Here is a 25,469-nt window from a genome sequence, read left to right on the forward strand (position 1 = left end):
CGATGTCCTCCATGGAGTTCGCGCCGTAGCCCTTCGGTCAGAAGATGCCTCAAGTGCAGTCAGTGTGCGCTTCTTGTTGAAATGTCGTTTTCCGACCATGGTTAACCCTACCCCTGTTTGACGCCGTCGCCAATGTGTGCAAGCCTGTCGGGCATGACAAGAGCGTCATGAATGGCGCAAGCGTCGCCCACCTGGCGCATAGGGCTGTCCGTACGCGCATTCGGGGCTACAAACTGTCCGGTTCGTTGATCTCTATGGAGATCCGATGATTTATCACCTTCTCGACGTGCAGGGTCGCCGCCCTCTATTACCGCGGCGAGCAGCATCGGCCGTGTCCTGGCCGGTCAGTGTGCAGTGGCACGGGCGAATGCCGCCGAGGGGTCGCGAGCATTGTGCCTGAGGCAGGGACCTGCTCATTCGAAGCCGTTGTCGAGCCGCACCTCAGGCTGGTCGCATTGCGCAGCTGCACCCGATGCGCTGCGCGGAGCACTCGGTGGAAATTTGCGCCGGATCGACGAAAGGCGGGACACCAGGCTGCCTGCGTCACCGTCGATTCTCCCGCCGGGGGATGGCGGGAACGGAACCTGCGGAACCAATCCGACCCGGACGTCAGGATGATTTCGGTAGCTACCCGCCGACGGGCCGATCAGTCACGGACAATGTCTGGGCAGCTCCTCAACTTCCGAGTCGTCCTGAAAATCCGGGCTACCGATGCCTCAGGCCGCTGGCGGAAAACACAGAGCTCTCGGTACCCTGGGGTACGGTTCCGGTCGCAAGGGCGCGTTCGAGCGGTAAGTATCGCCTGCCGGGTTATTCGCAGTTGAGGATATACAGCCGCTTCGGCGCACCGTCCGAGCGCCCCCGGCTCGACGGTGGCAGGTCGTCTGTAAGCCGGGAGTCGGGTGTCGACATCACCAGAGAGGACTGTCGTGAGTGCCTTCGTATCATCGCCTACGGCTCTCAATGACCCAGCCGAGCACGCGGAGTTGGTATCCATTGCGCGGGCGCTGGTCCCCTTGCTCAGGTCACATGCGGCGGAAACCGAGCGGCGGCGGAACCCGGCACCGGAGGTGGACGTTGCACTGCGTCAGGCCGGCCTCTACACCTTGACAGCACCGCGGAAGTTCGGCGGTCGCGAGGCCGGCATACGCACGGTCGTCGACGTGTTCGCCGAACTGGCTCGTGGCTGTGGCTCGAGCTCCTGGGTCGGCAAGGTCCACTGCGCGGCGGCCTTCATCGCCTCCCTGTTCGGCGACCAAGCTCGGGAGGACATCTGGGGGATGGACAGCCACGCGGCCGTCAGCGCGACCGCGAGCGGCGCCGCAACCAACACGGCGCGATCGACGCCGGACGGCATCAGGGTGACCGGAGAATGGCGATACGCCACCGGGATCCACCAGGCGCAGTGGGTGCTGTGCCGAGTGTCCATTGATGCCGGCACAGCTGCCGAGCCCGATGTCCGACACGCCCTGATCCCCGCCGCCGACATCGTCATCGAGGACACCTGGGACATGGCCGGCATGGAGGGCACCGGGAGTGACAGCTTCACTGTCCATGACGTCTTCGTGCCGGAGTACCGCACCCTTCCGGTGCCGAATCTGCGGGGTGACCAGCGGTGGCGGGAGGGCGAAAGGGTCTACCACACGCCCGTTGCCACCTGGCTGCCGGTCTCGGTAGCGGGCCCAGTGATTGGGATGGCCCAGGGCGCGCTGCAGCATGTCCTCGAGACGCTGGCAGGTGGGAAGTCGATCACCGGCTCGCTGTACACCGACGCGATCCGCTCGCCGAGCGTCCAGCTCGCCGTCGCGGAAGCCGCGTCACTCATCGACACCGCCCGGCTGCACGCCTACCGCGCGGCAGCTGACATCGAGGCCGCGTCGATCGAGGGCCGCAGGCTCGACGTCGCGACCCGCGCCCGCATCAGGATGGACAACGGCGTGGTCATGCAGCGGTGCCGGGAGGCGATGGAGCAACTCCTCGACACCGGCGGGACGTCTGCGTTCCGCCGCAGCAACCCTCTCCAGCGGTTCTGGCGGGGCCTGGCTACCCTCTCCCGGACGCGTGGGGTGTCGCCATCTCTGAACAAGGAGATCTACGGACGGGCGCTTCTGGGCATCGAGGAGCAGGTCGTCGAGGTCATCTGACAGCCGCTGCGCGAAGGCAAGGAACCACGCTCGTGCTGATGAAGATCGCGGTCATCGGAGCCGGTGTGGCTCGGGCGGGACGCTTCACGCAGCTGGCAGATTGCGCGATGAACGCGGACCGCTGTGCAGGAGCATAGAGGTCCCATCCGAGATCACCCGCCAAGCATCGTGACGCTTGATTCGGCGACCGCGCGATCGGGCGCTTCGAGGTGGCCGCCTCCCCTCCCCTCGCCACCGCTCCAGCGCGTGCACCTTCCGCGTGACGTCAGGCCCGCGGACGACCCGGGTCGGCGCGTCGCCGTCCATGCCAGGCGCAGCTCCTGCGGCAGTGACCCCTCGGGGCTGCGGCCCAGACTGCGTCATTAACCCTTCAAACCTGTCTCGTCTACGGGTCCGCCGAAGTTCACCCTCGTACACGGCTGGTCGCGCCGATCGTATGGGGCAGGAGCCGAGTACGTGGCGCCACCGATGCGGCTTGTGGTGTCAAGCGCCCGATCGCGGGTGACCGATGGGTCACCCGCGTGCCGCGCTCTCACTGAACCGACTACCGCCGGTGAGAGACGTCAAGTCTGTGTAAGAAAACCGTGGGCAAGATGACTGAGCCGCTGCCAAGTGCAGTGAGCCGCTGCCAAGTGCACTGAGCCAGGACAGCCGGCGCGTCCACCGGTCGCGGTCGTTCGGCACTACCGCAGCGGTCTACACCGGCTACGACCGACGGCTGACCGTACGTCGAGCGCGTCAGTCGGAGAACACCTGCGTCGCCGGACGCGCGGCTCTCCACATGGCCAGCACCATCGGCGCCTGACACCAACTCCACGGCTCGTCGACGACCCGCCACCACCCGGGATTCCTGCCCCGCCGGCGCCGGTCTCTCCTGAAAGGACCTCCACATGTCCGTCCGTCTGCTGCTCGCCGTACCCGATGCCGTGCACGTCTCCCTGGCCGCCGGCGGCTACGTCCTCGGAGTCGGGGCGCCCGGTGCCTACCATTGCGGCGGTTCTGGGGCTGATCAGCGCGGTCCTGGGCGGGCTGGTCCTGTCCGCTCCGCTCAATGCATCGGCACGGGCACGGGTCGAACCGGGGCTATCACCACCCTGGTGATCGCCGCGATCAGTGTGATCGTCGGTGGGTTGCACACGGCGAACTCCGCCAGCGGTCCGGGCACCGGCAACGGACTGGCCGGTGCCGTCGTCGCCCTGGCCCTGGGGCTGCTCGGTCTGGTCCTCGGTGGGCTGGCCCTGGTCCGATCCCGCCACCTCACCGGTGTATCTAGGCACGGCGGCAGCTCCGCCTGAGCATTGCGGCGTCAACTCGCAGCCGCTCGTTACTGCGCGGCCGCCAGGCGCGCCATCCGGTAGGCGACGCCGACCGCGAACACCCCCGTGCCACGATGTCACCTGAGTGGCCAATCTGCCATGGGATTGAGAAGCGCTGTCGCCGCCTTCACCCGTCAGGCCGGATCCGTCTCGGAGGTCAGTCCTGGTTGTCGTCGAGCAGGTGACGCAGGAAGCGGTCCGGAGCGGCGAGGAAGGCACGGGTCAGCCGGACTGGCAGGGCCTCGTCGTACTCGACCCGGGTGATGGAGCCGTCGTCGGCGATTTCCAAGATGGTGGCACCGGGAAGCGCGAGCAGGATCGGTGAGTGCGTGGCCACCAGGACTTGGCAATTCTGTGCGGTGAGGTCGGCCAGGCGGGTCAGCAGCGCCATGCAGCCGCGCACGGACAGCGCGGCCTCTGGCTCGTCGAGTAGGTAGAGGCCGCTCGGTCCGAAGCGGTGCACGACGAGGTTGAGGAAGGACTCGCCATGGGAGCGTTCGTGCGGGGAGACCCCGCCATAGGCAGGCAGCAGCGGGGGGCCGGAGCCATCGTCGAGACGCTCGATCTCGGTGGCGACGTTGTAGTAGGACTCGGCGCGAAGGAAGAATCCGTTGCGGGGCTTCGCCGGGCCCCAACCGAGCACCAAGTGCTCGCCGAGGGAGGACTCCGACGAGCGGGTGGTGAACCGGAAGTTGCGGCTGCCGCCCTCCGCGTTGAACCCGGCCGCGACGGCGATGGCCTCGACCAGGGTTGACTTCCCGCTGCCGTTCTCCCCGACCAGGAATGTCACACCGGGGGGCAGCGCCAGCTCACCACGCCGAGCCAGCCATGCCACGGCGGGCAGACTGAACGGGTACCGACCGGACTCTGCCCTCGAGCCCAGTCTCACTTTATGCAGAAATCTCGCTGCGGAGCTGGGCATGTTCACTTCAACCGACTGTGCATGGTCGAGGCCCCCGCCAGACGAGCAGACGCGCTGCCGCTCGCCAGTGGCAAGCGGGCGCGTTGGTCGTGGCCGTCATGAGGTCATTCTCCGAAGCACATCGTGTCGGCTCTGCGCCGGATCCCACGGCGTGGGATCCCTATACCTGAGAGCTGCCACTCGGACTCCGAAAGATCTAGAGCGCGCGGCTCTGGGACCATCTGGGGACCGCGGGGCTCTGAGGTAGGCACTCAATGCGTCGTATGCCGCCGTGATCGTGCGGCGGTCCGGGTGTAGGTACCGCTGCGTGGTTGTGAGCGATCCGTGCCCAGCGATGGTGCGTAGCACGTGGACCGGAACGCCGGCGTCGGCCATCCACGTCGGCCGGTGTGGCGCAGGGGTGCCGTCGCAGGTGCTCGTGGCCGAGCTCGCTGACGACCTCGTCCCAGTGGGTGGTGGCGCGGAGTATGGCGGTCGTGATCCGGCCACCGCGCGGACCGGTGAACAGACGGGCGTCGGGCCGTCCCTTCGCCGCATCGATCCGTTGCTGTACGAGATCGCGGACGTCGCCGATGAGGACAACCCGAGCCTGCTTGCCCTTCGTGCCCTTGTCGACCAAACCGCCGGGGGAGGGCGTGGTTTGCCGCCGGACCGTCCACATCCAGTTCGTGGCGAACATCACGACTTGCCCCAGCCCCGATAGCAGTCGGCGGATCGCGCGACGAATGCGTCAGCGAGGCGGGTGAGGGTCGCCCAGTCAGGCAGGGCTAGCGATCGGGGTCGTCAAGCAGTGCCCCAGCGACGGAATTACTCGGTGTCGCCATCCGGAGAGGTATGGGTCGAGTGTCTTCGCCTCAAGACCTCTCATCGCGAAGGTCATGGCGGATTCGCCGCATTCGGCGAGAGTCATGGTGGCGGTTTCCGGATGAACGCCGCCACGTGCGAGGCGGTTCATCTGATCCAACCAGGCCTGTGCTGGACCCTCGGCGGCGAACGCCTCCGATTTGGACCGACGCTGTCGTGTGACCGGATCTGTCCACCGCACTCGGGCGCGGTATCGGAGCGGACGGTTGGTGAACCGCGCCAGCTGCTCACTGTGTCGGGTTGACCCGCCGCACGTAGGTCAACCGGCCAGGTGCGCCGCGATAGCCTCCGCCGTAGTTCACTCCCTCTGGCTTGATCCGCCCCGCGTCGAGCAGCCAGACAGGTCCATCAGCGAGCGCGAGGTGAGTCACGATCCGGCAGCGGCCAAGGCGGCGCGCCACACGCCGGGCCGGCAGACGGCAGCAGTTGCTCCCGGTCGCCACATGATCGACGGTCGGTGCCCGTTCCTGGTTAGCCGCGCCCAGCCGTGCTCATCTCTTGATCAATCCACGTCTGCTCAAGACGTCGTTCGTTGTCGCGTGTGGACGGTGAGGTTCGCCTCCGGCAACGCGTTCCGGGTTGCGACGTCGTCGGTCACACCGTGCAGCTCGAAGGTCACTCCGCTCAGCGGGCGGAGCCGGACGAGATCAGCGGCGGGCACGGCATCGTGCACGACGAGCCGCTTCAGCGCGGGCAGCTCACCGAGCAACCGGACTTCCTCGACGCTGGGGATCCCGTTCACGATCAGCGTGTCCAGTCCCGTAAACCGCTCGATCCCTCGCAAGGAACGGTTTGTTGCGCGGCCGTCGAGGACGAGCTCGGTCAGCGGCAGGTCCGATGGCAGCACGCCCAGCCCGCGGTGGAGTGCGGGATGTCGGATCGACAGCCGCCGTAGCGGCGCGCCCGCGAGCGTCGAAAGCTCAGGAGCGCGCAGGCCGGCGAAGCGGCCGATCGTATGCAGGTGCAAGTCCTCGACACCGAGTCTGGCCAGCGCCGAGAAATCCCGCAGCCCGCTGTAGCCAGAGATCCGCAGCGTCCGTAGTTCCAGGCAGCCTTCGAGTCCCGTCAGGTCCTTGGCGACCTCGTTGGAGCGGATCTCCAGATGCCGCAACCGCGGGATCTTCGCGAGCGGCCGCAGGTGGTCCCTGCCGCTGAGCGCGAAGTCGCCGATCAGCCGCACCGCGGTCAGCTTTTGGAGATGCGGCAGCCGGGCCAGCACATCCCAGCGGTGCACCTCCAGCACACGCTCCCCGAAGTCGACACGGGACAGTAAGGTGCGCGCGTATTTCTCCGAGTAGTCGAACTGGCGCCAGGCCCGGAGAAGTTCGTCGATCACCGCCCCGCGGTCGGTGTCGGTGAACGCCTCAATCTTGTCCCACGCCTCCTCGCCGCCGGTCATCGCGAGGGTGCGGATCACGTACGCGGCGACCCCGCCCCGGTCCACCCTTCTCTCGTCCGCGTACTTGCCGACCTCGATGGGCCCGGGCAGCAGATCCGCGACGAACGTGCCGGCCCTGGCCAGCATCTCCGCGTCCTGGAAGGAACGCGGCGGGATGAGCCGACGGACGGCCTCGAGCACATCGGTCCGCACCCGCTCCGGGTCGATCACGTCGACGTAGCCGAGTGACGCGGCGGCGAGCAGTTCCAGCCGGTGTGAGGTCTCCGAGTTCCTCGGCGTCACCCGGCTTGCCCGGTCGAGCATGCCCTGGAGCAGCTCACCGGCCTCGCGCGCCCGCGCCTGCGCGGCGGCCATGAACACCACCTCGTTGAGCGAGTCGTCGTGCGCGTGGTCGATGAGATAGCGCAGCTCGCCGGCCTTGACGAGCTCACCCGCTGCGAGGAAGTCTCGGAAGGTCCGGTGAACGAATTCGATCTGGCCCTCGCGCTCGCGCAGCAGGCCGGTGCGTTCGAGCATGTGCCGCAGCACCTGCTCGGGCGCCAGCTCCCGGGCCTCCGGCCGCAGCCCGGACATCGCGCGGCCGAAGCGCCGGGTCGCCGTCTCGGTCCCGACCAGCAGTTCCGCGTTGCGGATCATCGGGGCCGCGAAGCGCTCCAGCAGGATGATCTTCTCCCGCGTGGACATCCGTAGCTCGTCCTCGACTTCGATGTTCCGCTGCACGTCCCACTGTCCCAGCAGCAGCTCCAGCGCCTTGTCCAGCAGCTCCTTGCGGCTCTGCGGCAGGTACATGTTCTCCTTGCGGTACAGGGCGCACAGCAGCGAGCACAGCAACGGGCTGGACACCAGGCCGCGCACGTCCGGCCGGGTGGCGAGGCTCTGCACGAGGCGCCGCTCGCAGCGACTGAGCCAGGCGCGCAGCTCCGGATCGGACTCCAGCTCCTGTGCGGCCTTGTACCAGTGGCCGATGAGGTTCTCCAGACCGTTCCTACTCAGGGGAAGCAGCTCGAAGCGGGCGAAGGAGGCGTCGGGCCACTCGTCGGGGACCGCCGACGGGCGGGTGCTGATCACGTACCGCGCCGACGGATAGGCCCGGACGAGGTTCGTCACCCAGGCCCGGACCTCTTCGCGCTTCTCCAGCAGGAGCTCGTCGACGCCGTCGACCAGGATCACCGCGCGGCCCGAGCGCAGCACCGAGCTCACCCAGTGGTCCGGTTTCTCCCCCGCCAGCGGCCGGGCCGTGACGGCGACCAGCTCCTCGGGGTCGGGCAGCTGCCGGTTGCTGAACTGGCGGAGCGACACGAGGAACGGGATGTCGTCGCGCCACGGACCTTCACGGCGGTCGCGAACCGAGACCGCCGCGGTGTGCGCGAGCCAGTGCAGGAACGTCGTCTTGCCGGCGCCTGCACCGCCGAGCAGCAGGACCCGGCGCTCGGTGCCGATCGCGTCCGCGCTGTCCGTGCCCGCACCGGTCAGTTCGGGTCCGTCGACCGAACGCTGCCGCCGCGCGATCGACGGCGTGGTGTAGAAGTCGTCGAACGTGCGGAGCGCGCGGGATCGGCCCATGCTGACCTGGAACAGCTCGAACTTCGCGTGGTCATCGGCGACGTACTGGACGTACACCCGCTCGAACCGGGCTGCCTGGTCGTCCGGCCGGCGTACGAGGTTGTTGACCTGGGCGGTGACGTCGACGACCCGCTCTGCCGTTTCGGCGTGCAGGTTCCGCATCACCACGTCGATCCGCAGCGCCTGCTCCGCGATGCGGTGGCAGGTCTCCCGCAGCAGCCGGTCGTGCACCTCGCGGCCCGACCGGTCGAGACCGGCCGAGCGCAGCACCGGGCGCCCGGCGGTGCCGACGTGGTCGCAGAGCGCGTCCACGTTGACGAGCACGTGCGGCATCGTGGTCAGCTGATCGATCCTCGCGGCGCGGAGGGAGTCGGCCACCGCGGCCTGCGCCGCCGCCCACTCGTTGTCCGGCAGCCCGCCGAACTCGATCCGCCGCATCTCGGCGAGGCGGGGCGCGACCTCGTCCAGAACACGCTCGGGGTTCGCGAGTGCATGTTCGCGTCCGACCTCGATAAGCCGGTCGCCCGCCCGCTCCACGCCCCACTCGTGCAGGGCGGCGAAGGTGGCACTGAGTGCCGCGAGCAATGCGGAGGAAATCGGATCCACCCTGCGGCTCCCCTGGGTCCAGCCGAAAATCCAGTTTCACCACGGTATCCAACTCAGGGTGCCGCACTGGCAGCCCTCGGCAACCAGACCGTCCGGCGCACAGGCGCTGCGCCAACGATCGTCTCGTCGGACTGCGTAGAAGCCAGCTTGGCGTCCTTGTCCGGGTCTGTGCGGTCCTTCGGCTACGCCGTCGGAGCAGAGCGGCAGGGGGCACTGGCGCAGGTCGGGCTCACCCCGAGTCGGGGTCCGGCTCGTCCGTGCGCAGTCCGAATCGCCCCCACTGCGGCGTCGGACCCGCCCGCATCGCCCCGCTGGTCGGGCTGCCCACCTCGAACGTGCACGCGGTCCTGACCCGCCACCGACTGGCCCGCCTGGCCTGGCTGGACCACCCCACCCACGCCCCGTTCTGTATGACAGGAGGTGCCCCGGTGGTGCCGCTGCGATCGCGCCGATGAGCGGACGGTTCACTTTGATCTGAGGTCGAGCGGTGCTGCACACCGACAGAAGAACCGGCAGGATTCGAACTGTCACACGCTGTCTGGGAAGCCGCTGCTCCAATTCCTCACGAGTTCTAACGCGGAGGTTGATCGCCCTGACGCTCCACTGTAGAAATATGTCAAAGAGGTCAGGCGTCAGACCACGGACGGCGCGTTCACGCAGCTCGTCGGGGTACTTCTCCGGTGCTGCCACAGAGACTCCCTTCACGGCCTACCGGCCATGATCGTTGGTCTCCGGGCTAGCGGGGGAAGCCCAGTTGCAGGCCGCCCGGATCGACGGAGCGAGCACCTGGCAGATCTTCTGGCGGATCGCGTTCCCGATCGTCCGACCGGCGGCGTTCGTGCTGGGGCTGTTCGGCTTCGGGACGGCGTGGAACGACTTCCTCTAGCCGTTCATCGTGCTGAAGTCGCCCGAGCGGTTCACTGTTCAGATCGCCATCAAGGCGCTGCAGAGCAGCGACGCCGTCGATCCGACGGTCGAGGGGATGCCCCGAGCCGTTCGTCGGCTGGGAGCTCGAGACCGGCGGTATCGTGTGCGCGTCCTCGCAGGCAACTGACGTGGGGCGACCGACGAGGGCTGCAACGGCCGCTCCGGTGGGTGTGTGGTCGCGGTCGACGGTTGGCGGACCGCACGATCGATGGGAGGGAGGATGTCGCGGGTGTCACCGTCGAAGCCGGCCGGCCGGGCCACCGCAACGGTCCTCTCGGCCCTGCGCGCAGCCATCCTGAGCGGTGACCTGGGCCCCGGCGAGCAGATCCGGCAACAGCTGTGGGCCGACCGCACCGGTGTCAGCCGGCCACCGCTGCGCGAGGCGCTCGAGATCCTCACCAACGAGGGCCTGCTCGTGCACGGGCTCAACCAGGGCTACTTCGTCGCGAAGTTCAACCGCGACGAGATGGAGCAGCTCTACACGATGCGCCTGCTGCTGGAGCGCGAGGCGCTCGAGGAGATCGAGTGGCCGAGCGAGGCCCAGCTCGCCGAGCTGGAGAACGTCGCCGACGACATCGAGCAGCACGCCCGCTCCGGGCGCCCCGACATCGCCCTCCAGGAGCTCGCGGAGTTCTACCTGGGGATCTACGAGCTGTCTCCCAAGAAGCTGATCGTCGAGGAGGTCAAGCGGCTGTGGGTGCGCACGGCCGCCTACCGCTCGCTGAGCGTCGACGTCAGCAGTGACCCGGGACGATCGGGTCAGCGCCTGCACGTGATCGTCGACGTCCTCCGGGCCAAGGACCTTCCCCGGCTGCGGGAGCTGCTGCTGCGACCGACGCTGCGCGGGCGGTCCGGGATGGCCGTGGGCCCGCACGTCATGCCGCCAGGACCCGGCCGCCGCGCCGCCGGATAGCGAGCGTCCCTCCCAGCAGGAATCCGCCGTCGGCACGGCGTCTATTGACACCACCCACAAGTGGCTTCACGATTGAAGACACTGCCGCCCACCATCCCACCACGGAGCGCCGGCAGGCGTTCGGCTCGATCTCGCGCGACGAAGCGCTCTCACCAGGTGTGCCTTCGCGTGCTCCGGCGGCGATCACGGTCGTGGAACCGTTCTTGCGGAGGAACTCGATGCTGAGCCATGCCGACAACGAAACGATCTGCCGCGTGGGCAAGGGCACGCCCATGGGCGACCTGATGCGCCAGTACTGGGTGCCGTTCGCCCTCGCCAAGGAGCTGGAGCCGGACTGCGACCCGCTGCGGATCATGTTGCTGGGCGAGCGGTTCCTGGCGATCCGGACGACGTCCGGCACCCCCGTGCTGATGGACGAGACGTGCCCGCACCGCGGCGCGTCGATGTGGTACGCGCGCAACGAGAACGAAGGGATCCGCTGCGTCTACCACGGCTGGAAGTTCGACGGGACCGGCGCGTGCGTCGACATGCCGAACGAGCCGGTGGGCAGCAACTTCAAGGACAAGGTGCGGCTGCCCACCTACCCGGTCACGGAGGCAGGCGGCCTGGTGTGGGCCTACATCGGGCCCCGCCACACCCCGCCGCCGATGCCGTCCTTCGAGTGGTTCGACAACCCGGACGGCACGAGTGCGTCATGGGCGTTCCAGCGCGAGTGCAACTGGCTGCAGGCGCTCGAGGGCGACATCGACACCAGCCACTTCGGGTTCCTGCACGTCGGCCACGCCGATCCCGAGGACGCTCCGGAGGGGTCGTTCCTCCGGTACACGATCGAGGACCGCGCCCCGCGGTACAAGGTGCTCGACACCGAGTTCGGCGCGACGTACGGCGCCTACCGCCCGGCGGGCTCGGAGGAGAGCCTGTACTGGCGTTTCGCGCACTTCCTGTTCCCCTTCTACACGATGGTCCCGACCGGCGTGCTCGGCACGAAGTCGCAGCTGCGTGCGTGGGTGCCGATGGACGACACGCACACCATGGCGTTCCACTCCGCGCCGGGCGCGCGGCGCTACACGGCGCCGGCGTCGCAGAAGGTCGGGATCACCGAGCGGGAGGCCACCGCGACCGAGTTCCTGCCCAACACCTCGGACTGGTTCGGCCGGTTCCGGATCACCGCGCGCGTGGAGAACGACCACCTCATCGACCGCGCGCTGCAGCGCAGCGGCGAGAGCTACACCGGTCTTGCCGGGGTGAACGTCGAGGACCAGGCCATCACCGAGAGCATGGGCCCGATCTTCGACCGCACCCGCGAGCACCTCGGCAGCTCGGACATCATGGTCATCCGGGTGCGTCGCCGACTGCTCGCGGCGGCACGCGCGCTCGCAGCGGAGGGCACCGTCCCGCCCGCGGTCGACGCCCCCGCGGTCTACCAGCAGCGTTCCGGGGGGATCGTGCTGCCGGCCGACGCCGACTGGATGGAGGCGACCGCGGAGCTGCGCAAGGCGGGCGTCGAGCACCCCGAACTCGACCCCGCACTGGCCGGCGGGGCGTGACATGCCGGAGACCACCACGGCACCCTCACTCGACGACCTGCTCCGGATCCCCTACGTCCTCGACGTGCAGGCTGTCGAGGTCGCGCCGGGGGAGTGGGCCTGCCGGGTCGGCTACGACGAGCTGCCCGGCTGTGTCGCGGAAGGACGGACCCCGTTCGACGCGCTGACCCGCCTCGAGCGGTTGCGCGTCGAGATGGTCACCGAGCTGTACGAGCAGGGCAAGCCGGTCCCGGCGCCGCGCGCGCCGTTGCGCGTGTAGACGCCAGCGCCCACCTGTTCCGACGATCCGGCCCGCCGCTGCGGTGCCCGGCGTGCCGCGCCACGCCCTGGATCCGGTCCGAGAGAAAGGCTCCGACAATGCTGTCAGCCGAAGACAACGAGATCCTGACCCGCGTCGGGCCGGGAACGATCATGGGCAATCTCCTGCGGCGCTACTGGACGCCCGCCCTGCTGGCGAACGAAGTGCCGACGCCGGGGGGCGACCCCGTCCGGGTGCGCCTGCTCGGCGAGGATCTCGTCGCCTTTCGCGACCTGAACGGCCGGGTCGGGCTCATCCAGGAGAACTGCCCGCACCGCGGAACGTCGCTCTACTTCGGCCGGAACGAGGGGACGGCGCACGCACCCTCGGTCCCCGGGGACGGCCTCTGCGGACTCCGGTGTCCGTACCACGGCTGGCAGTTCGACGTCGACGGCAACTGCATCGACATGCCGTCCGAGCCGCCGACCAGCACCTTCAAGGATCGGGTCCGGGCGAAGGCGTACCCCGTGCACGAGTCCGGGGGTCTCATCTGGACCTACCTGGGTGCCCCGGACACCATGACGCCGTTCCGGGACTTCGGCACCGACTCGCTCCCCCCGGAGTACGTGTCGGCCGGGAAGACTTTCTCGCCGTGCAACTGGGTGCAGGCGATGGAGGGCAATCTCGACAGTGCACACATCTCGTGGCTGCACCAGTTCAACGCGATCGACGACATCCCCGACGACGGCAGCGACAAGCCGGGCTACCTGTCCGTCGACATGTCGTGGAAGATCTGGCGCCACGATCGCGCACCGCGGCTCGAGGTGCACGACACGTGGTACGGCTACCGGTACGCCGGCATCCGGACCACCCCCAACGGGCACACCCACGTGCGGATCACCGGCTTCTGCGTCCCGTACATGACGGCGGTCGCGAGCATCCCGTTCCGGTCGCGGCTCTCGATGTTCGTGCCGATCGACGACGAGAACACGTGGCGGATCAACGCCGTCGCCCAGCCGCCGCGCAACCCCAACGGCTACGGCGGTGGCCACGAGCTCTTCGACGTCACGAACTACCCGTACGAGGCCCGCAAGTTCACCGGCATCCGGGGCCGGCGCTGGACGGCGGAGAACGAGTACGAGATGGACCGGGACGTCCAGCGGAACGAGACCTTCACCGGCATCCCGGACTTCAACAGCCAGGACCTCATGGCGACCGAGTCGATGGGCCCGATCTACGACCGGTCGCAGGAGCACCTCGGCACGACCGACCGGGCGGTGATCCGCATGCGCCGGATCCTGCTCGACGCGGCCAAGCGCCTCGCCGAGAACGGCGCGACCCCGCCCGCTCTGGCCGGCGTCGAGGGGCACGACTTCCGGACCTTCCGTTCGGCGGAGAAGATCCTCGAACCCGGCGAGGACTGGCGAATCCTCGGCACCGACGACGACCCGACGGTCCAGGAGGCGATGCTCGCCACCGGCGAACAAACCTGACGGCATTCCGGAACATCGGCGCTCGGTCAGCTCGCTGGCTCTTCTTCCGGCGGCCCCCGCTGCCACCCCACCCCTCGACCGCGGCCAATGCAGTCCGCGGCAACGCGAGGAGCACATTGTGTGCCGAATTCGTACCCGTACGCGCTCGATGATCTGGGTCCTCATTGCCTGCGTGGGAATACTGACAGCGGCGTGTGGCAGCCCCGCCGGTTCTGCGTCGGCGGGCCCGAGCAGCGCGACGCTCGACTCGTCGCGTTCCTTCGGTGGTGACCCGGCGACCGAGGGCACCCCGACTCCCGGTGGGGTCCTCCGATACGGCATGGACCGCGAGCCGGTGGCTCTGGATCCCGTCGTCCCCGGTTCCCAGGAGGCGATCTACGCGATCTACGACCCCCTGATGCGGGTGAACGACAAGCGTGAGCTCGTGCCCTATCTCGCTCAGTCCATGACGACGGCGGACGGGGGCAGGACCTGGGTCCTGAAGCTCCGCCCGGGCGTGCAGTTCCAGGACGGGACACCGCTCGACGCGGACGCTGTCCTGTTCAACCTGAAGCGGCAGCAGGACACGGTCCGGTCGCCGGGCAACGTGTACGCCAAGCAGATCGCCTCGATGACGGCGGTCGACGACCTCACCGTCCAGCTCGTCCTGCAGGACCCCTTCGGCTCCTTCGCCAACGCGTTCGCGCTCCGGTCGAACGACGGGACGCTCGGTCTGATGGCCTCGCCCACCGCGGTCCGGAAGTGGGGCAACGAGTACGCGCGCCATCCGGTGGGAGCCGGTCCGTTCGAGTTCGTCGAGTGGCAGCCCGACTCCCGGATCGTGGTCAAGAAGTTCGCGAACTACTGGCAGAAGGACAAGGGCCTGCCCTACCTCGACGGCGTCGAGTTCCGACCGCTGCCCGACACCGACTCGGCGTATGCGTCGCTCGAAAACGGCGACATCGACATGCTGTTCGCCTCGTACCAGACGTCATTGGTGCGGGCGTCGAAGAATCCTGACCTGGTCACGTACTACTACCCGGGTAATGGCGGGGAGTTCCTGTACTTCAACTTCACCAAGGCCCCGTTCAACGACCGGCGCATGCGCGAGGCGGTCCTGGCCGCGCTCAACCCGCAGGCCATGAGCGCGACCCTCTACCAGGGTTACATGGAGCCCGCGCAGACGCCGTTCTCGCCGGACAGTCCCTACTTCAGCCGGGAGGCGGCCGACCAGTACCCGAAGTACGACCCCGAGCGCGCGCGCCAGCTGATCGCCGACTACAAGGCCGGCGGCGGGGACCCGAACTTCACCCTGTCCTCGGCCAACAACCCGACGCGCGCGCAGTTCGCCGAGTTCGTCCAGGCCCAGTGGGCCGCGGTCGGCATCGATGTGAAGCTGAACCTGCAGGACCTCGCCACGTTCAGTTCCGCGGTGGTGCAGAGCGGGAACTTCCAGATGACGACCTGGGTCTCGGGGTGGCCCGATCCCTTCCCGAACCTCCTGCAGCTCCTGCGTACCGGAGGGAGCGGGAACTACGGCGACTACTCGAACCCCCAGGTCGATGCGCGGCTCCTGGACGCGGTCAGCACCACGGATCAGGCGAAACGGGTCGAGGACTACAAGCAGGTGCAGCTCATCGCCGGCCAGGACCTCGCCATCGGGTGGTACAGCCGGGCGGCCACGGGGCTCCTGGCGACCAAGGACGTCAAGGGCGTCGTGCTGGACATCCCGACTGGCCCGCAGATGTGGGCGACCGCCTGGCTGTCGCACTAGCGGCGTGGTCCCGTGGCTGCGAGGGCGCGGCAGGCGCCCTCGCAGCCAGTGGCGGCCGGTGCGGGCCGCACATGAACGACAGAGTGGAGTGGACGACATCGACGACCTTCCGGCCGGTGTGCGCTGGGTCGGGGGCCGTTCTCGGGGGAGCGTTTCGACGATGCGAAATCGACTGGTGTGCATATCGGCAGCACTGGCGGCAGTCACGCTGATGGTGACCGGCGCCTGCGGGGCAGCTCCCGGCAACGGTCCGGCGGACCGTCCCGCGCTCACCGCCGTCAACCCCTATGGCGGGGACCGGGCGAGCGAAGGGCAGCCCGTGCGTGGCGGCACGTTGCGCGTCGCCATGGACCGCGATGCGGTCAGCTTCGACCCGGCCGTGCAGAACGCGAACCAGGCGGCGTCGGTTGTCTACGACTCGCTGATGCGGCTCACCGCGGAGGGGAAGACCGAGCCGTTCGTCGCGCAGTCGATGGAGAGTCCGGACAACGGGCTGACCTGGCGGATGGGTCTGCGTCCCGGGGTGCGGTTCCAGGACGGCACCGATCTCGACGCAAATGCGGTCGTGGTCAACGTGCAACGGCACATCGACCGGGTCGCGTCGCCGGCGCACCAGTTCGCCGAGCGCATCCGCTCGATGCGCGTCGTGGACCCGCTCACCGTCGAGTTCACGCTGATCGAGCCGATGGGGGAGTTCCCGACGGTGTTCGCGCTGAGCTACTCGGCCGGGACGCTGGGAATGCTGTTGTCACCGGCGGCCATCCAGAAGTACGGCGCGGACGTCGGCGCACACCCGGTCGGCGTCGGTCCCTTCCGGCTGGTCGACTGGGTGCGTGACTCGCACATCACCTTCGTCCGCAACGAGGACTACTGGCAGGCGGGGCTGCCCTACCTCGACGGCATCGAGTTCCGCCCGCTCCCGGACACCGACACCCGATTCGCCTCCATCGCCAACGGTGATGTCGACTACGTCTACGGCGGCTACTACCAGGAGCTGAGCCGAGCGCTCGGCAACCCGGACCTCAAGGTCTACTACGGGCCCGGTTCCGGAGGTGAGAGGCTCCAGTTCAACCACGCGGCCGCTCCGTTCGACGATCGGCGGATGCGAGAGGCGATCGTGCGGGCGATCGACCTGCGGGCGCTCTCGGTCAGCCAGTACGGCGGCCAGATGATCGCCGCCGACAGCCTGTTCGACCCGGCCAGCCCATATCACACGCAGGCGGCGTCGGAGGCGTGGCCGACATTCGATCTCGACGAGGCACGCAGGCTCGTCGAGGCCTACCGAGCCGACGGCGGAAACCCCGACTTCACCTTCAAGACGACCACCACCCGGACGGCGTTCGCCGAGTTCATGCAGGCGCAGATGGCGGCGATCGGAATCGACATGCAGGTCAAGCAGTACGACCTCGCGCAGTTCTCGTCGGCGGTCGTGCAGGGCGGGGACTTCCAGCTGACGACCTACGTCGGCTCGATCGACACGCCCTACCCGGTCGTCGCGAACATGCTGCACTCGAACGGCAGCGCCAACTACGGCAAGTACTCCAATCCCGAGGTCGACCGGCTGCTCGACGAGGCGGCGGTGACCACCGACGAGGCCACGCGCACGCGGGACTACCAGCAGGTGGAGCTCCTGTCCGGGCGGGACCTGGCGGTGGCCTGGTACAGCCGGAACTACTCGTCCAACATCACGCGCAAGGAGGTCAAAGGTGTCTACCGGTACATGACCTCCGGTGTCTGGTACGAGCGGGTCTGGCTGGACCGGCGGGGCTGATCAGGCCCCGGGCAGCGCAGTGTTCCCGTCGGCCGCGCACCCCCATTTGTCGGCGAAGTTCTCACCCGGGTGTGCGGGATTCGAGACAAAGTAGCCAGTCCTGGGCTTGCGCGTAATGCGCTGCGCTGCACCAGGCATACCGACCACCACCTCTTCTGAGCCATAGCCATTTTCCTGACAAGCCGCCGGTCAGACGGCCTTGAGCCGTCTCCGGTTGGCCGCCAGAACCTCGTCCGACAGCTCCGGGGCAGCGTCGGCGATGGCGCGGGAGAGGAGCACTGCGCCGATCATCTGACTGAACAGCGCCACTGCATGCTCCCGGGCTTCGGCAGGAGCGAGCTCGGTGCCTGACTCGCGGCCGCATTCGATCAGCATGTCCGCGATAGCTTCGAAGTAGCCGTTGAGTCCCCGGCGGTACTCGGCTTGAGCGGCGACTCCATGGCGGCCGGCGTCGGAGACGAAGGCGGCCGAGGCGCAACCGACCTCGGGGTGGTCGCGATGCTCGGCGTTGACGTACCGGTCGACCATGTCGTCCAGGGCTGCGCGGGCCGAGCCGGGGTGCGCTTTGCGGATGGCGTCGAGCGCTGCCAGCGAGTCGGTGAAGCCCTGGTGGAGGACTTCGAGGGCGAGGGCGTCCTTGGAGGCGAAGTGGTTGTAGAAGCCGCCATGGGTCATGCCGGCCGACTTCATCAGCTGTTCGATGCCGAAGCCGTCGATGCCGCGCAGCCGAAATCCCTCGCCTGCTGCGGTGACGATCTTCTCGCGGTTGAGCCGCTTCTGCTCTTGTGTGATGCGGGGCACATCGATCACCTTTCCGGGCAGGCGCCTGCCTTACACAGGCGAAGTCTAGCCAGTTTCGATGATGCTCACCATCAAATCGCGCACCCCGACGACGTCGCGCTTGACAGCGGATGACAGCGACGGCAACCTAACTATGATGTCGATCATCATCAAAGACTGCGAGGGAGCCGTCGTGAACTTCGGGACCATTGGAGCCGGGGTGGTCGCGCAGGCCATCGCCGGTCACCTCGTGGCGGCAGGCCACAAGGTGACCCTGAGCAACAGCCGCGGCCCGGACACGCTGCTCGACGTCGTGACGCGGCTGGGGCCGCTGGCGAGCGCGGCCACGGTCGAGGAGGCCGCCGCCGCCGACATGGTGTTCCTCGCCGTGATGTGGCCGCAGGTCGGCAACGCGCTGGCCGGGCTGCCACCGTGGGGCGGCCGCATCCTGGTGGACACGACCAACCAGCTACCGAGGCCGCCGATCACCGCGGACCTCGGGGTCGAGACGCCGAGTGAGTTCGTCGCGAGCCGGGCGCGGGGCGCGCACGTGGTCAAGGCTTTCAACACTCTCTACGCCCAGTACATCGCCGCTGACCCTCGGCACCCGGAGGGTCGACAGCTGCTGTTCTACGCCGGCGACGACACCGCCACCAAAGCCACCTTCCGTGATGTCGCCGAGAGTCTCGGCTTCGCGGCTGTCGACGCCGGGTCGCTGCGCGAGGGCGGCCGGCTGATGCAGATCGGTGGCCCGCTCTCGGGCCTGCACGCCTTGAAGCAGGACTAACCCCGAAAGAAGGGGGGACCTCATGAAAGCGCTCGCCTACGAGAAGGCACACGAGCTGACAGCCTTCGCCATCGACCTGGTCGAGGTCGCCGAACCACGGTTGCGTGACGGTGACCTGCTGGTCGAGGTGCGTGCGATCGGTATCAACCCGGGCGAAGCCGCGATCCGGAAGACCCGCAGCGCTGAACCCGGCGGCCGGGTCATTCTCGGCTGGGAGTTCGCCGGGGTCGTCGTCGCGAACGGGCCCGCCGCCACCGGGTTCGCGATCGGGGACCGGGTGATGGGCACCGGGGACATCACCCGCGACGGTTGCTGGGCCGAGCGCGTCGCGGTCGACCACCGGGTTGTCGCCAAGATCGCCGACGAGCTCACGTTCACCGACGCCGCGTCCTTACCCATCGGCATCCTCACGGCCTGGGAAGCGCTCTTCCGCGACCAGCACATTGTGCCGGCCGGCGTCGGAAGCGTTCTGGTCATCGGCGGGGCCGGCGGTGTGGGCTCGTCGGCCACGCAGCTACTGAAGGCGCGAACGTCCGCGTTCGTGATCAGCACGGCCTCGCGACCCGAGTCGCGGAAGTGGGCCACTGCGATGGGGGCCGACCTGGTCGTCGATCACCACGCCGACCTGGCCACGCAGCTGCGGGGAGCCGGGATCGACCAAGTCGATCTGGTGTTCTCCACCTCGGGCACCAGCGGCAACCTGGCGTCGATCGTCGAGGTGCTGCGGCCCTTCGGTCACCTGGCCTTCATCGACACCCCCGGCCCGTTGGACTTGGACGCGTTCGTCGGGAAGTCGCTGTCGCTGCACAGCGAGATGGTGTTCAGCAAGATCACCGCCGGCGGCGACGCCGGTAGTCAGGGGCGAATTCTCGCCCGGGCGGCGGACGACGTGGCCGTGGGCCGCCTGCGGTCGATCGTCACGACCACGCTCGAGGGCCTGACCAGCGAGACCATGAGGACGGCGCACACGCTCGTCGAGACCGGCGGGACCATCGGCAAGACGGTGATCGCCCTCTGAGCCGTCGGCTCGCACCTCCTCGTCTCCGACTGGCCAGGCGACGGCTCGAACTTCGATATCGACAGCGGGGGCAGAAACCCCGTTGAAGGAAGGAACCACCCGACGTGACAAAGAATCTGCTCGACGGGGAGTACGTCCCCAGCTCCGATGCGATGACCCGCGACCAGGTCGAGCTCTACGAGCGCACCGACGGCCGCGAAGGCGCGACGATGCACGGCAATCCCGTGATCGTGGTGACGATGCGCGGGGCGCGTTCAGGCAAGCTGCGCAAGGTCGCGTTGATGCGCATCGAGCGCGGCGGGGTCTACGCCATCGGCGCCTCCGCCGGTGGCCAGGCCCGCAACCCGGGTTGGTTCCACAACCTGGTGACCAACCCGACGGTGCAGCTGCAGGACGGCCCCGACCGCTCGCTGATGACTGCACGCGTCGCCGAAGGCGCCGAGCGAGAGAGCTGGCTCGCCTACGCTGACGAGCTCTACCCGTTCTTCGCGAGTATGCGTGACCGTGCCGCCGAGACCGGCAACCGCGAAGTGCCGTTGATCCTGCTCGAACCCACCGGGAACTGACCTCCCGGCAGGTTCAGGAGATGGCGACGACTCCTGTGTGGTTCGAGACGTTGGCGACGAATACCCCGTGATTCATTCTCCCGCGCGGGTGATCCGACGGCGCGGGCTGCCCGTGACCTCGGCACGGCGGTAGGCACGCAGGACGTCTGGTCTAGTCGCCAGCGCAGCCCTCGCCGTCGCCGTCACGGTCCAGAGCAGCGCGATAGCCGGGGTCTCCCCGACGGATCGGAGCGGCGCGAGCTGCTCGTACCGGCGCCGGCTGAGGCGCGTCGGGATTGCCGTGTCGCCAGGTCCGCTGGTCAGAGGACTACTGCGACCGTACTGGGGGTCAGAGGGTCGTGTACGTACCTCTAACCCGCTGAATGTGCTCTGACCTGCGCTTACTCCGTTGCCTTTGATCTTCGACACAACGACCCCCTGACGATCCGTAAAGTCCGGGCGGACTTGACGATCGGTCAAGCTCGGGCAGCCCGGATGATCAGTCGTCTGTCCATCGGTCGCGCTCGAGATCCGAACGCCGAGGGGCTGAATTTCGCTGCGCGGATAGCGCAGCCGGCGGAAATTGCCCGCGGCCACCGCGCGCGGCTGGGTGCGAGGCTGCCGGGGGCGCACACGGGGCGGCGATCCGTTCTTCGTCTCCAGAGACCCGGCATTGCGGACGGAGTACCGCCCGGTCCAGGTCGCGCGGTGCGATGCTTCGCCCACTCTTCGACGGGCCGAAGAGCTAAAACAATGCGAGACATGGCCAGGGAGCCCAGATGGCTGTCTGCTACAGTGGGACTCCCTGGCCAAATCTTATCGGGCCGCTAGCAGAATCTAGTCGGGACGGGGCGCGAGTTTGACGACGACCTCGCCCACCTCTGCCGTTTCGTCGAGGATCGGTCCGAATTCGTCAACGATTCGCATTTCCACTTCAACCTTGCCGGTGTGTGTGCCCGTGCGAATCTTGATAAATCCCTCATGGGCAGAGACGAAGTCAGCCGCATTTGGCGCTTCAGCATTAACAATTGCGTCGAGGTCTCCAATAAATAGGTAGGCGTATGCGAGATCGATCACGTTGGAAGTCGCGGAGTTGCTCCTGGCTGCTTCAGGGAAGGATGATCCAAGCTTGCCTCGGCTGGCGCTCACCGGACGAGTACGAGGCCGCCTGGCAAGCCGGCGAGCATCCCGAGCACGATCGACCGCAGCCAGACACCGCCGGGGCAACCCCGGCGGCCGGCAGGTAGCAAGCACTCCGAGCTACCGGGGGAACCTCATGCGGACGACGGCGTGACGACCATCGGGACTGCCGACAGCGCGAGAGGCACCGATCAGCTGGGCGGCGCGGCCATCGATCAGGACGGCCGCCGACCCCACTGGCGATGGTGCTGGCCGCAGCCGATCGCCCTCATCGACCTCTGATCGCCCTGGCCAGGGCAGGTACCGGTGGGGCTTAATTCGAGACTCTCCGGGGCGAGACACTAGTCGGTGATGGCGGGAGTAGGTGGTTAATGGCGTCGGCGATGTGGGTCATGGCTTGCTGCGTTGGGTGATAGGCCATGGGACCGTAGTTGAACGGGGTGCGCGCGAAGGTGTAGCCGAACACCCAAGGGTCCGCAGAGCAGATGTCGTGTCCGTGGGTGATGGTGGAGGCTTGAATCAGTAGGGCGCCGCTGTCGCGGGCGACGGCGGCGGTGATGGCGGCCAACTGGGCGGCCAGGGCGCGACTGCGAGTGACTTCTTGGTCAGTGATCGGTAGCCGGTCCTGGCATGAGCCGGTATCGGGCAGCACGGTGGTGTAGTCGACGAACACCAGGGTGGCGTGCGGTGAGCGTTGGTGGACGTCGGTAGCTATCTGCTTCATCGAGGTCGGCAGGTCTGCGAGTTCGCGGTCGACGTCGGCGTCGGATGTCACCGTGCACACCGCCGGCCGCCACGCCAGGGGCGTACGGTGTCGGTCGGCCTGGCAGGACCAGGCGAACAGGTTGCCCAGGTAGGAGATGTCGTTGCCGCCGACGGTGACGGTGACCAGCTGGGTGTCCGGCCGCAGTGCGTCGACCTGGGGCGGTTGGAAGTATTGGCCGCCGTGCAGGACGTTTTGTGTTGTTGCACCTGAGCAGCTGACGTCGGTCAGGTTCAGATGCCGGGCCGCGGCGAGCTGGTGGGCGTAGTTCTGCGCGGAGCGGATGCACAGGTTCGGGCTGTCCGGTGCCCGGGTGCCGACCCCGGGACCGGCGCCGAACGAACTTCCCAGGGCGACGTACTGGCTGTCACCGGCCGGTGCTTTGGTGCCCTGGTAGTAAATCAGCCCGACTCCGGCGACGGTCAGAACGATCACCACAGCGAGCAGTGTCGCCAGGATGACCGTCACCCGCCCGATCACCCGCCGGGTGCGGGAGCGGACCGGGTGAGCGGCTGTGGGCTTGGTACGCCGCGATCGCGGTACTGCATTGCCCGGATCGTCGCCGGCGTCGCCCGTGGTGGCCGTGGCATCAGGGTCGGGCATCGGTCAGTTCTCCATTCTGGCGTACCGATGGGGCAGTGACAGAAGCCCGCGGCCATGCGGCCATGCCTAACTCGATGACGATCTGTCCGTGCTGTTGGCGTATTATAAGCGCCGGTCAACGCCAGGACGACGACAGCAGGGCCAGGAATCCAAACCCGCGGCGCGGCCAGGTTCCTCCGGAGATCTCGTGCGATCCCAGTGCCACCAAGTACGCAGACCGGATTGAGCTGCTTTGCACATGAACGAACCGCTGACGCACACACAACGTGGGCGACCGGGCCGCCACGGCCGGTCCGCGGTAGCCCGGTCGCCGGGTCCCGGGGTACCGGGTCAGCTGTGAGGTTCCCCCGGTAGCTCGGAGTGCTTGCTACCTGCCGGCCGCCGGGGTTGCCCCGGCGGTGTCTGGCTGCGGTCGATCGTGCTCGGATGCTCGCCGGCTTGCCCGGCGGCCTCGTACTCGTCCGGTGAGCGCCAGCCGAGGCGAGCTTGGATGCGTTCAGTGTTGTACCAGCCGTCGATGTAGGCAAACAGCGCGTTCTCTGCTTCCTCTCGGGTTCGCCACGATTTTCGATAGACCAGCTCGGTTTTCGGCGTGGAGAAGAAGTTCTCCATCAGCGCGTTATCGTAGGAATCGCCGACCGACCCCATGGACGTGAGAATCCCGTGTGTCGTCGAGCCGGTGGGAGAACCGTAATGATGTGTAGTTCGAGCCACGGTCGGAATGATGAATGATCTCGCCGTCGCGGACGTCGCGGGTCCAGACCGCGTACTCCAGAGCGCCCAAGATCAGATCGGTGTCGCAGCGGTCTGAACACCACCACCCGACGATCCGGTTGGAGAACGCGTCCCGGACCGCGGCCAGCCAGAACACGCCCTGCGCGCACGGCCCACAACCGGTTGGGCGCTGCGGCGGAGAAGTCGCGGTTGACCAGGTCCGGAGCCGGCATCGCATACGGGTTGTGCCTGGTCCAAGCGGTCCGCCAGCGCTTGCGCAGGAATGAGAGCTGATCGCCGAGCGCCCGGTCGACGTCTCGTACCACCTTCCACGTCACCGGGAACAGATGGCCGCGGGCCCTTACGCGCGCAAGCGGTCGAAGGCGACGGGAAGGTGTGCCGGGCCCCGGAGGGCGGCGTTGTCCCGGTAGGAGGGAGGCTCGGCGAGCAACCGGGGAGTTTGAAGACGGCGCGCCAGCGGGGCAAGGGCGACCTGTGCCTCCATCCGGGCGAGCGGAGCACCGACGCAGTAGTGGCCGCCACCGCCGAATCCGAAGTGGACGTTGTCGGTGCGGTCAGGCACGAAGGAGTCGGCCGCAGGGAATCGGCGCGGGTTGCGACTGCCGGAGGCGAGCAACAGCACCACGGTGGCCGCCGCCGGCACCGTGGTGCCGGCGATCTGGATGTCGGCCAGGGTGGTGCGGGTGCGGTACTGCACCGGCGGGTCGTAACGCAGGATCTCCTCAACCATCGTCAGCGCCAGCTCGGGGTCGTTCCGGAGGTGGTCGAGCACGTCGGGGTGACGCAGGAGGGTGAGCATTCCGTTGGTGACGAGGTTGACGGTGGTCTCGTGTCCTGCGATGAGCAGCAGCCCCATCGTGCTCAGCAGCTCCTGATCGCTCATTCGATCATCGGGGTCGGTTTCGGAGAGCAGAGCGGACAGCAGATCGTCGGCTGGTCGAGCCCGGCGGGCATCGATTAGCTCGGCGAAGTAGTCGCGCATCTGCTGAGCGGCCTGTCCGGCCTGCTGGATCTCCGACTCCGTCATGCCCGCAGCCGGGTCGAGGCTACGGATCAGCGCCGAGGACCAGCCGTGGAAACGGCGCTCGTCCTCCCTGGGCACGCCGAGCAGCTCGCAGATGACGGCGACCGGGAGCGGGTAGGCCAGATCACCCACGACGTCGAGCTCACCGAGGTCGCTCCTGGCGTCGATCAGCCCGTCGACGAGCTGGACGATGCGTTGGTGCATGCCGCCGATCCGGGTCGGGGTGAAGTGGCGCATCACGAGACGCCGCAGGCGGTCGTGTTCGGGCGGGTCGAGGAAGATGAACGCCGGGCTGCGGGGTTCCCCACCCGAGTTCAGACGTCCGGAGGCCGCCAGCGCACCGGCGCCACTGGCACTCTTGCGCTCGTCGGAGCTGATCCGAGGGCCGTGCAGGAGCCGACTGATCTCGGCGTAGGTGCTCACCACGTAACTGCCGTCGTCCTGGACGGTGACCGGCTGCTCACGCAGCTTCGCGTAGAGCGGGTATGGGTTCGGGCGGCTGGCCGGGTCGAGGATCTGCTCGAACAGCCGGCCCGGGGCGGTTGCCGTGGCGGTGGTGGACTGTGCAGAGATCATGGTGGTTTCTTCCGAGTGTCTGTGTCGATCGGGTCGTGGTGG

General features: G+C 67.9%; 22 protein-coding genes and 1 pseudogene. 14 read left to right on the forward strand and 9 right to left on the reverse strand.

Annotated elements, in window-relative coordinates; translation table 11 throughout:
• Positions 1-347: 347 nt before the first annotated feature.
• The 3 genes from ACQPZA_RS13705 to ACQPZA_RS13715 all read left to right on the forward strand — a co-directional run bounded on the left by ACQPZA_RS13705 (position 348) and on the right by ACQPZA_RS13715 (position 3,439).
• A complete protein-coding gene (locus ACQPZA_RS13705) occupies positions 348-824 on the forward strand; it encodes an alpha-hydroxy-acid oxidizing protein (protein ID WP_433281040.1) in 477 nt (158 codons plus the stop codon).
• 105 nt (positions 825-929) lie between these two features.
• Complete coding sequence (locus ACQPZA_RS13710; RefSeq protein ID WP_433281042.1) at positions 930-2,144, forward strand: acyl-CoA dehydrogenase family protein; 1,215 nt, start codon at positions 930-932, stop codon at positions 2,142-2,144.
• Positions 2,145-3,034: 890 nt separating this feature from the next.
• Positions 3,035-3,439, forward strand: a complete 405-nt coding sequence (locus ACQPZA_RS13715; protein ID WP_433281044.1) for a DUF6223 family protein — start codon at positions 3,035-3,037, stop codon at positions 3,437-3,439.
• 178 nt (positions 3,440-3,617) lie between these two features.
• Here the strand turns inward: ACQPZA_RS13715 and ACQPZA_RS13720 are convergent, their stop codons facing one another.
• Together ACQPZA_RS13720 and ACQPZA_RS13725 are read right to left on the reverse strand one after the other, a co-directional pair.
• On the reverse strand, positions 3,618-4,295 hold the full coding sequence (locus ACQPZA_RS13720; RefSeq protein ID WP_433281046.1) for an AAA family ATPase: 678 nt from the start codon (positions 4,293-4,295) through the stop codon (positions 3,618-3,620).
• Positions 4,296-5,763: 1,468 nt separating this feature from the next.
• Positions 5,764-8,814, reverse strand: a complete 3,051-nt coding sequence (locus ACQPZA_RS13725) for an NACHT domain-containing protein (RefSeq protein ID WP_433281048.1) — start codon at positions 8,812-8,814, stop codon at positions 5,764-5,766.
• A gap of 754 nt (positions 8,815-9,568) precedes the next feature.
• Between ACQPZA_RS13725 and ACQPZA_RS13730 the strand changes: the two genes are divergently transcribed.
• The 8 genes from ACQPZA_RS13730 (at position 9,569) to ACQPZA_RS13765 (ending at position 17,456) form a co-directional block, all read left to right on the forward strand.
• A complete protein-coding gene (locus ACQPZA_RS13730) occupies positions 9,569-9,700 on the forward strand; it encodes an ABC transporter permease subunit (protein ID WP_433281051.1) in 132 nt (43 codons plus the stop codon).
• A gap of 9 nt (positions 9,701-9,709) precedes the next feature.
• On the forward strand, positions 9,710-9,868 hold the full coding sequence (locus ACQPZA_RS13735; protein WP_433281053.1) for a hypothetical protein: 159 nt from the start codon (positions 9,710-9,712) through the stop codon (positions 9,866-9,868).
• A gap of 102 nt (positions 9,869-9,970) precedes the next feature.
• Positions 9,971-10,654, forward strand: a complete 684-nt coding sequence (locus ACQPZA_RS13740; protein WP_433281054.1) for a GntR family transcriptional regulator — start codon at positions 9,971-9,973, stop codon at positions 10,652-10,654.
• 218 nt (positions 10,655-10,872) lie between these two features.
• A complete protein-coding gene (locus ACQPZA_RS13745) occupies positions 10,873-12,201 on the forward strand; it encodes a Rieske 2Fe-2S domain-containing protein (RefSeq protein WP_433281056.1) in 1,329 nt (442 codons plus the stop codon).
• A 1-nt stretch (position 12,202) separates the two neighbouring features.
• The gene (locus tag ACQPZA_RS13750) at positions 12,203-12,460 is read left to right on the forward strand and encodes a type II toxin-antitoxin system HicB family antitoxin (RefSeq protein WP_169396662.1); all 258 of its coding nucleotides are present in this window, start codon (positions 12,203-12,205) and stop codon (positions 12,458-12,460) included.
• Positions 12,461-12,558: 98 nt separating this feature from the next.
• Positions 12,559-13,932, forward strand: a complete 1,374-nt coding sequence (locus ACQPZA_RS13755) for a Rieske 2Fe-2S domain-containing protein (protein ID WP_433281059.1) — start codon at positions 12,559-12,561, stop codon at positions 13,930-13,932.
• Between the two features lie 334 nt (positions 13,933-14,266).
• Positions 14,267-15,685, forward strand: a complete 1,419-nt coding sequence (locus ACQPZA_RS13760; protein WP_433281062.1) for an ABC transporter substrate-binding protein — start codon at positions 14,267-14,269, stop codon at positions 15,683-15,685.
• Between the two features lie 160 nt (positions 15,686-15,845).
• Positions 15,846-17,456 carry an ABC transporter substrate-binding protein gene (locus ACQPZA_RS13765; RefSeq protein WP_433281064.1) on the forward strand — a complete coding sequence of 537 codons (1,611 nt, stop codon included), beginning with the start codon at positions 15,846-15,848 and terminating at the stop codon, positions 17,454-17,456.
• Between the two features lie 189 nt (positions 17,457-17,645).
• Here ACQPZA_RS13765 and ACQPZA_RS13770 read toward each other — a convergent pair whose 3' ends face one another.
• Positions 17,646-18,257, reverse strand: a complete 612-nt coding sequence (locus ACQPZA_RS13770; RefSeq protein ID WP_433281066.1) for a TetR/AcrR family transcriptional regulator — start codon at positions 18,255-18,257, stop codon at positions 17,646-17,648.
• Positions 18,258-18,315: 58 nt separating this feature from the next.
• Between ACQPZA_RS13770 and ACQPZA_RS13775 the strand changes: the two genes are divergently transcribed.
• The 3 genes from ACQPZA_RS13775 to ACQPZA_RS13785 all read left to right on the forward strand — a co-directional run bounded on the left by ACQPZA_RS13775 (position 18,316) and on the right by ACQPZA_RS13785 (position 20,607).
• On the forward strand, positions 18,316-19,023 hold the full coding sequence (locus ACQPZA_RS13775; protein ID WP_433281068.1) for an NADPH-dependent F420 reductase: 708 nt from the start codon (positions 18,316-18,318) through the stop codon (positions 19,021-19,023).
• A 22-nt stretch (positions 19,024-19,045) separates the two neighbouring features.
• Positions 19,046-20,041: a zinc-binding alcohol dehydrogenase family protein gene (locus ACQPZA_RS13780; protein ID WP_433281070.1), complete on the forward strand. Its 996-nt coding sequence runs from the start codon at positions 19,046-19,048 to the stop codon at positions 20,039-20,041.
• Between the two features lie 152 nt (positions 20,042-20,193).
• Positions 20,194-20,607 carry a nitroreductase/quinone reductase family protein gene (locus tag ACQPZA_RS13785; protein ID WP_433281072.1) on the forward strand — a complete coding sequence of 138 codons (414 nt, stop codon included), beginning with the start codon at positions 20,194-20,196 and terminating at the stop codon, positions 20,605-20,607.
• 151 nt (positions 20,608-20,758) lie between these two features.
• Here ACQPZA_RS13785 and ACQPZA_RS13790 read toward each other — a convergent pair.
• The 6 genes and pseudogenes from ACQPZA_RS13790 to ACQPZA_RS13815 all read right to left on the reverse strand — a co-directional run.
• A pseudogene (locus tag ACQPZA_RS13790) lies at positions 20,759-20,845 on the reverse strand (excalibur calcium-binding domain-containing protein); the annotation flags it as partial.
• 578 nt (positions 20,846-21,423) lie between these two features.
• On the reverse strand, positions 21,424-21,663 hold the full coding sequence (locus ACQPZA_RS13795; RefSeq protein WP_433281074.1) for a hypothetical protein: 240 nt from the start codon (positions 21,661-21,663) through the stop codon (positions 21,424-21,426).
• Positions 21,664-22,039: 376 nt separating this feature from the next.
• Positions 22,040-23,092 (reverse strand): SGNH/GDSL hydrolase family protein, encoded by a 1,053-nt coding sequence (locus tag ACQPZA_RS13800; RefSeq protein ID WP_433281076.1) that lies wholly within the window; start codon positions 23,090-23,092, stop codon positions 22,040-22,042.
• A gap of 330 nt (positions 23,093-23,422) precedes the next feature.
• Positions 23,423-23,806: a transposase gene (locus ACQPZA_RS13805; RefSeq protein ID WP_433281078.1), complete on the reverse strand. Its 384-nt coding sequence runs from the start codon at positions 23,804-23,806 to the stop codon at positions 23,423-23,425.
• A complete protein-coding gene (locus ACQPZA_RS13810) occupies positions 23,712-24,044 on the reverse strand; it encodes a DDE-type integrase/transposase/recombinase (RefSeq protein WP_433281080.1) in 333 nt (110 codons plus the stop codon). Before ACQPZA_RS13810 ends, ACQPZA_RS13805 begins: the two co-directional genes overlap by 95 nt.
• Before the next feature lie 123 nt (positions 24,045-24,167).
• Entirely contained in the window at positions 24,168-25,427 is a 1,260-nt protein-coding gene (locus ACQPZA_RS13815; RefSeq protein ID WP_433281082.1) for a cytochrome P450, read from the reverse strand.
• Positions 25,428-25,469 lie beyond the last annotated feature (42 nt).

Origin of the sequence: Pseudonocardia xinjiangensis (assembly GCF_050948425.1) — a bacterium.
Lineage (GTDB): Bacteria > Actinomycetota > Actinomycetes > Mycobacteriales > Pseudonocardiaceae > Pseudonocardia > Pseudonocardia xinjiangensis.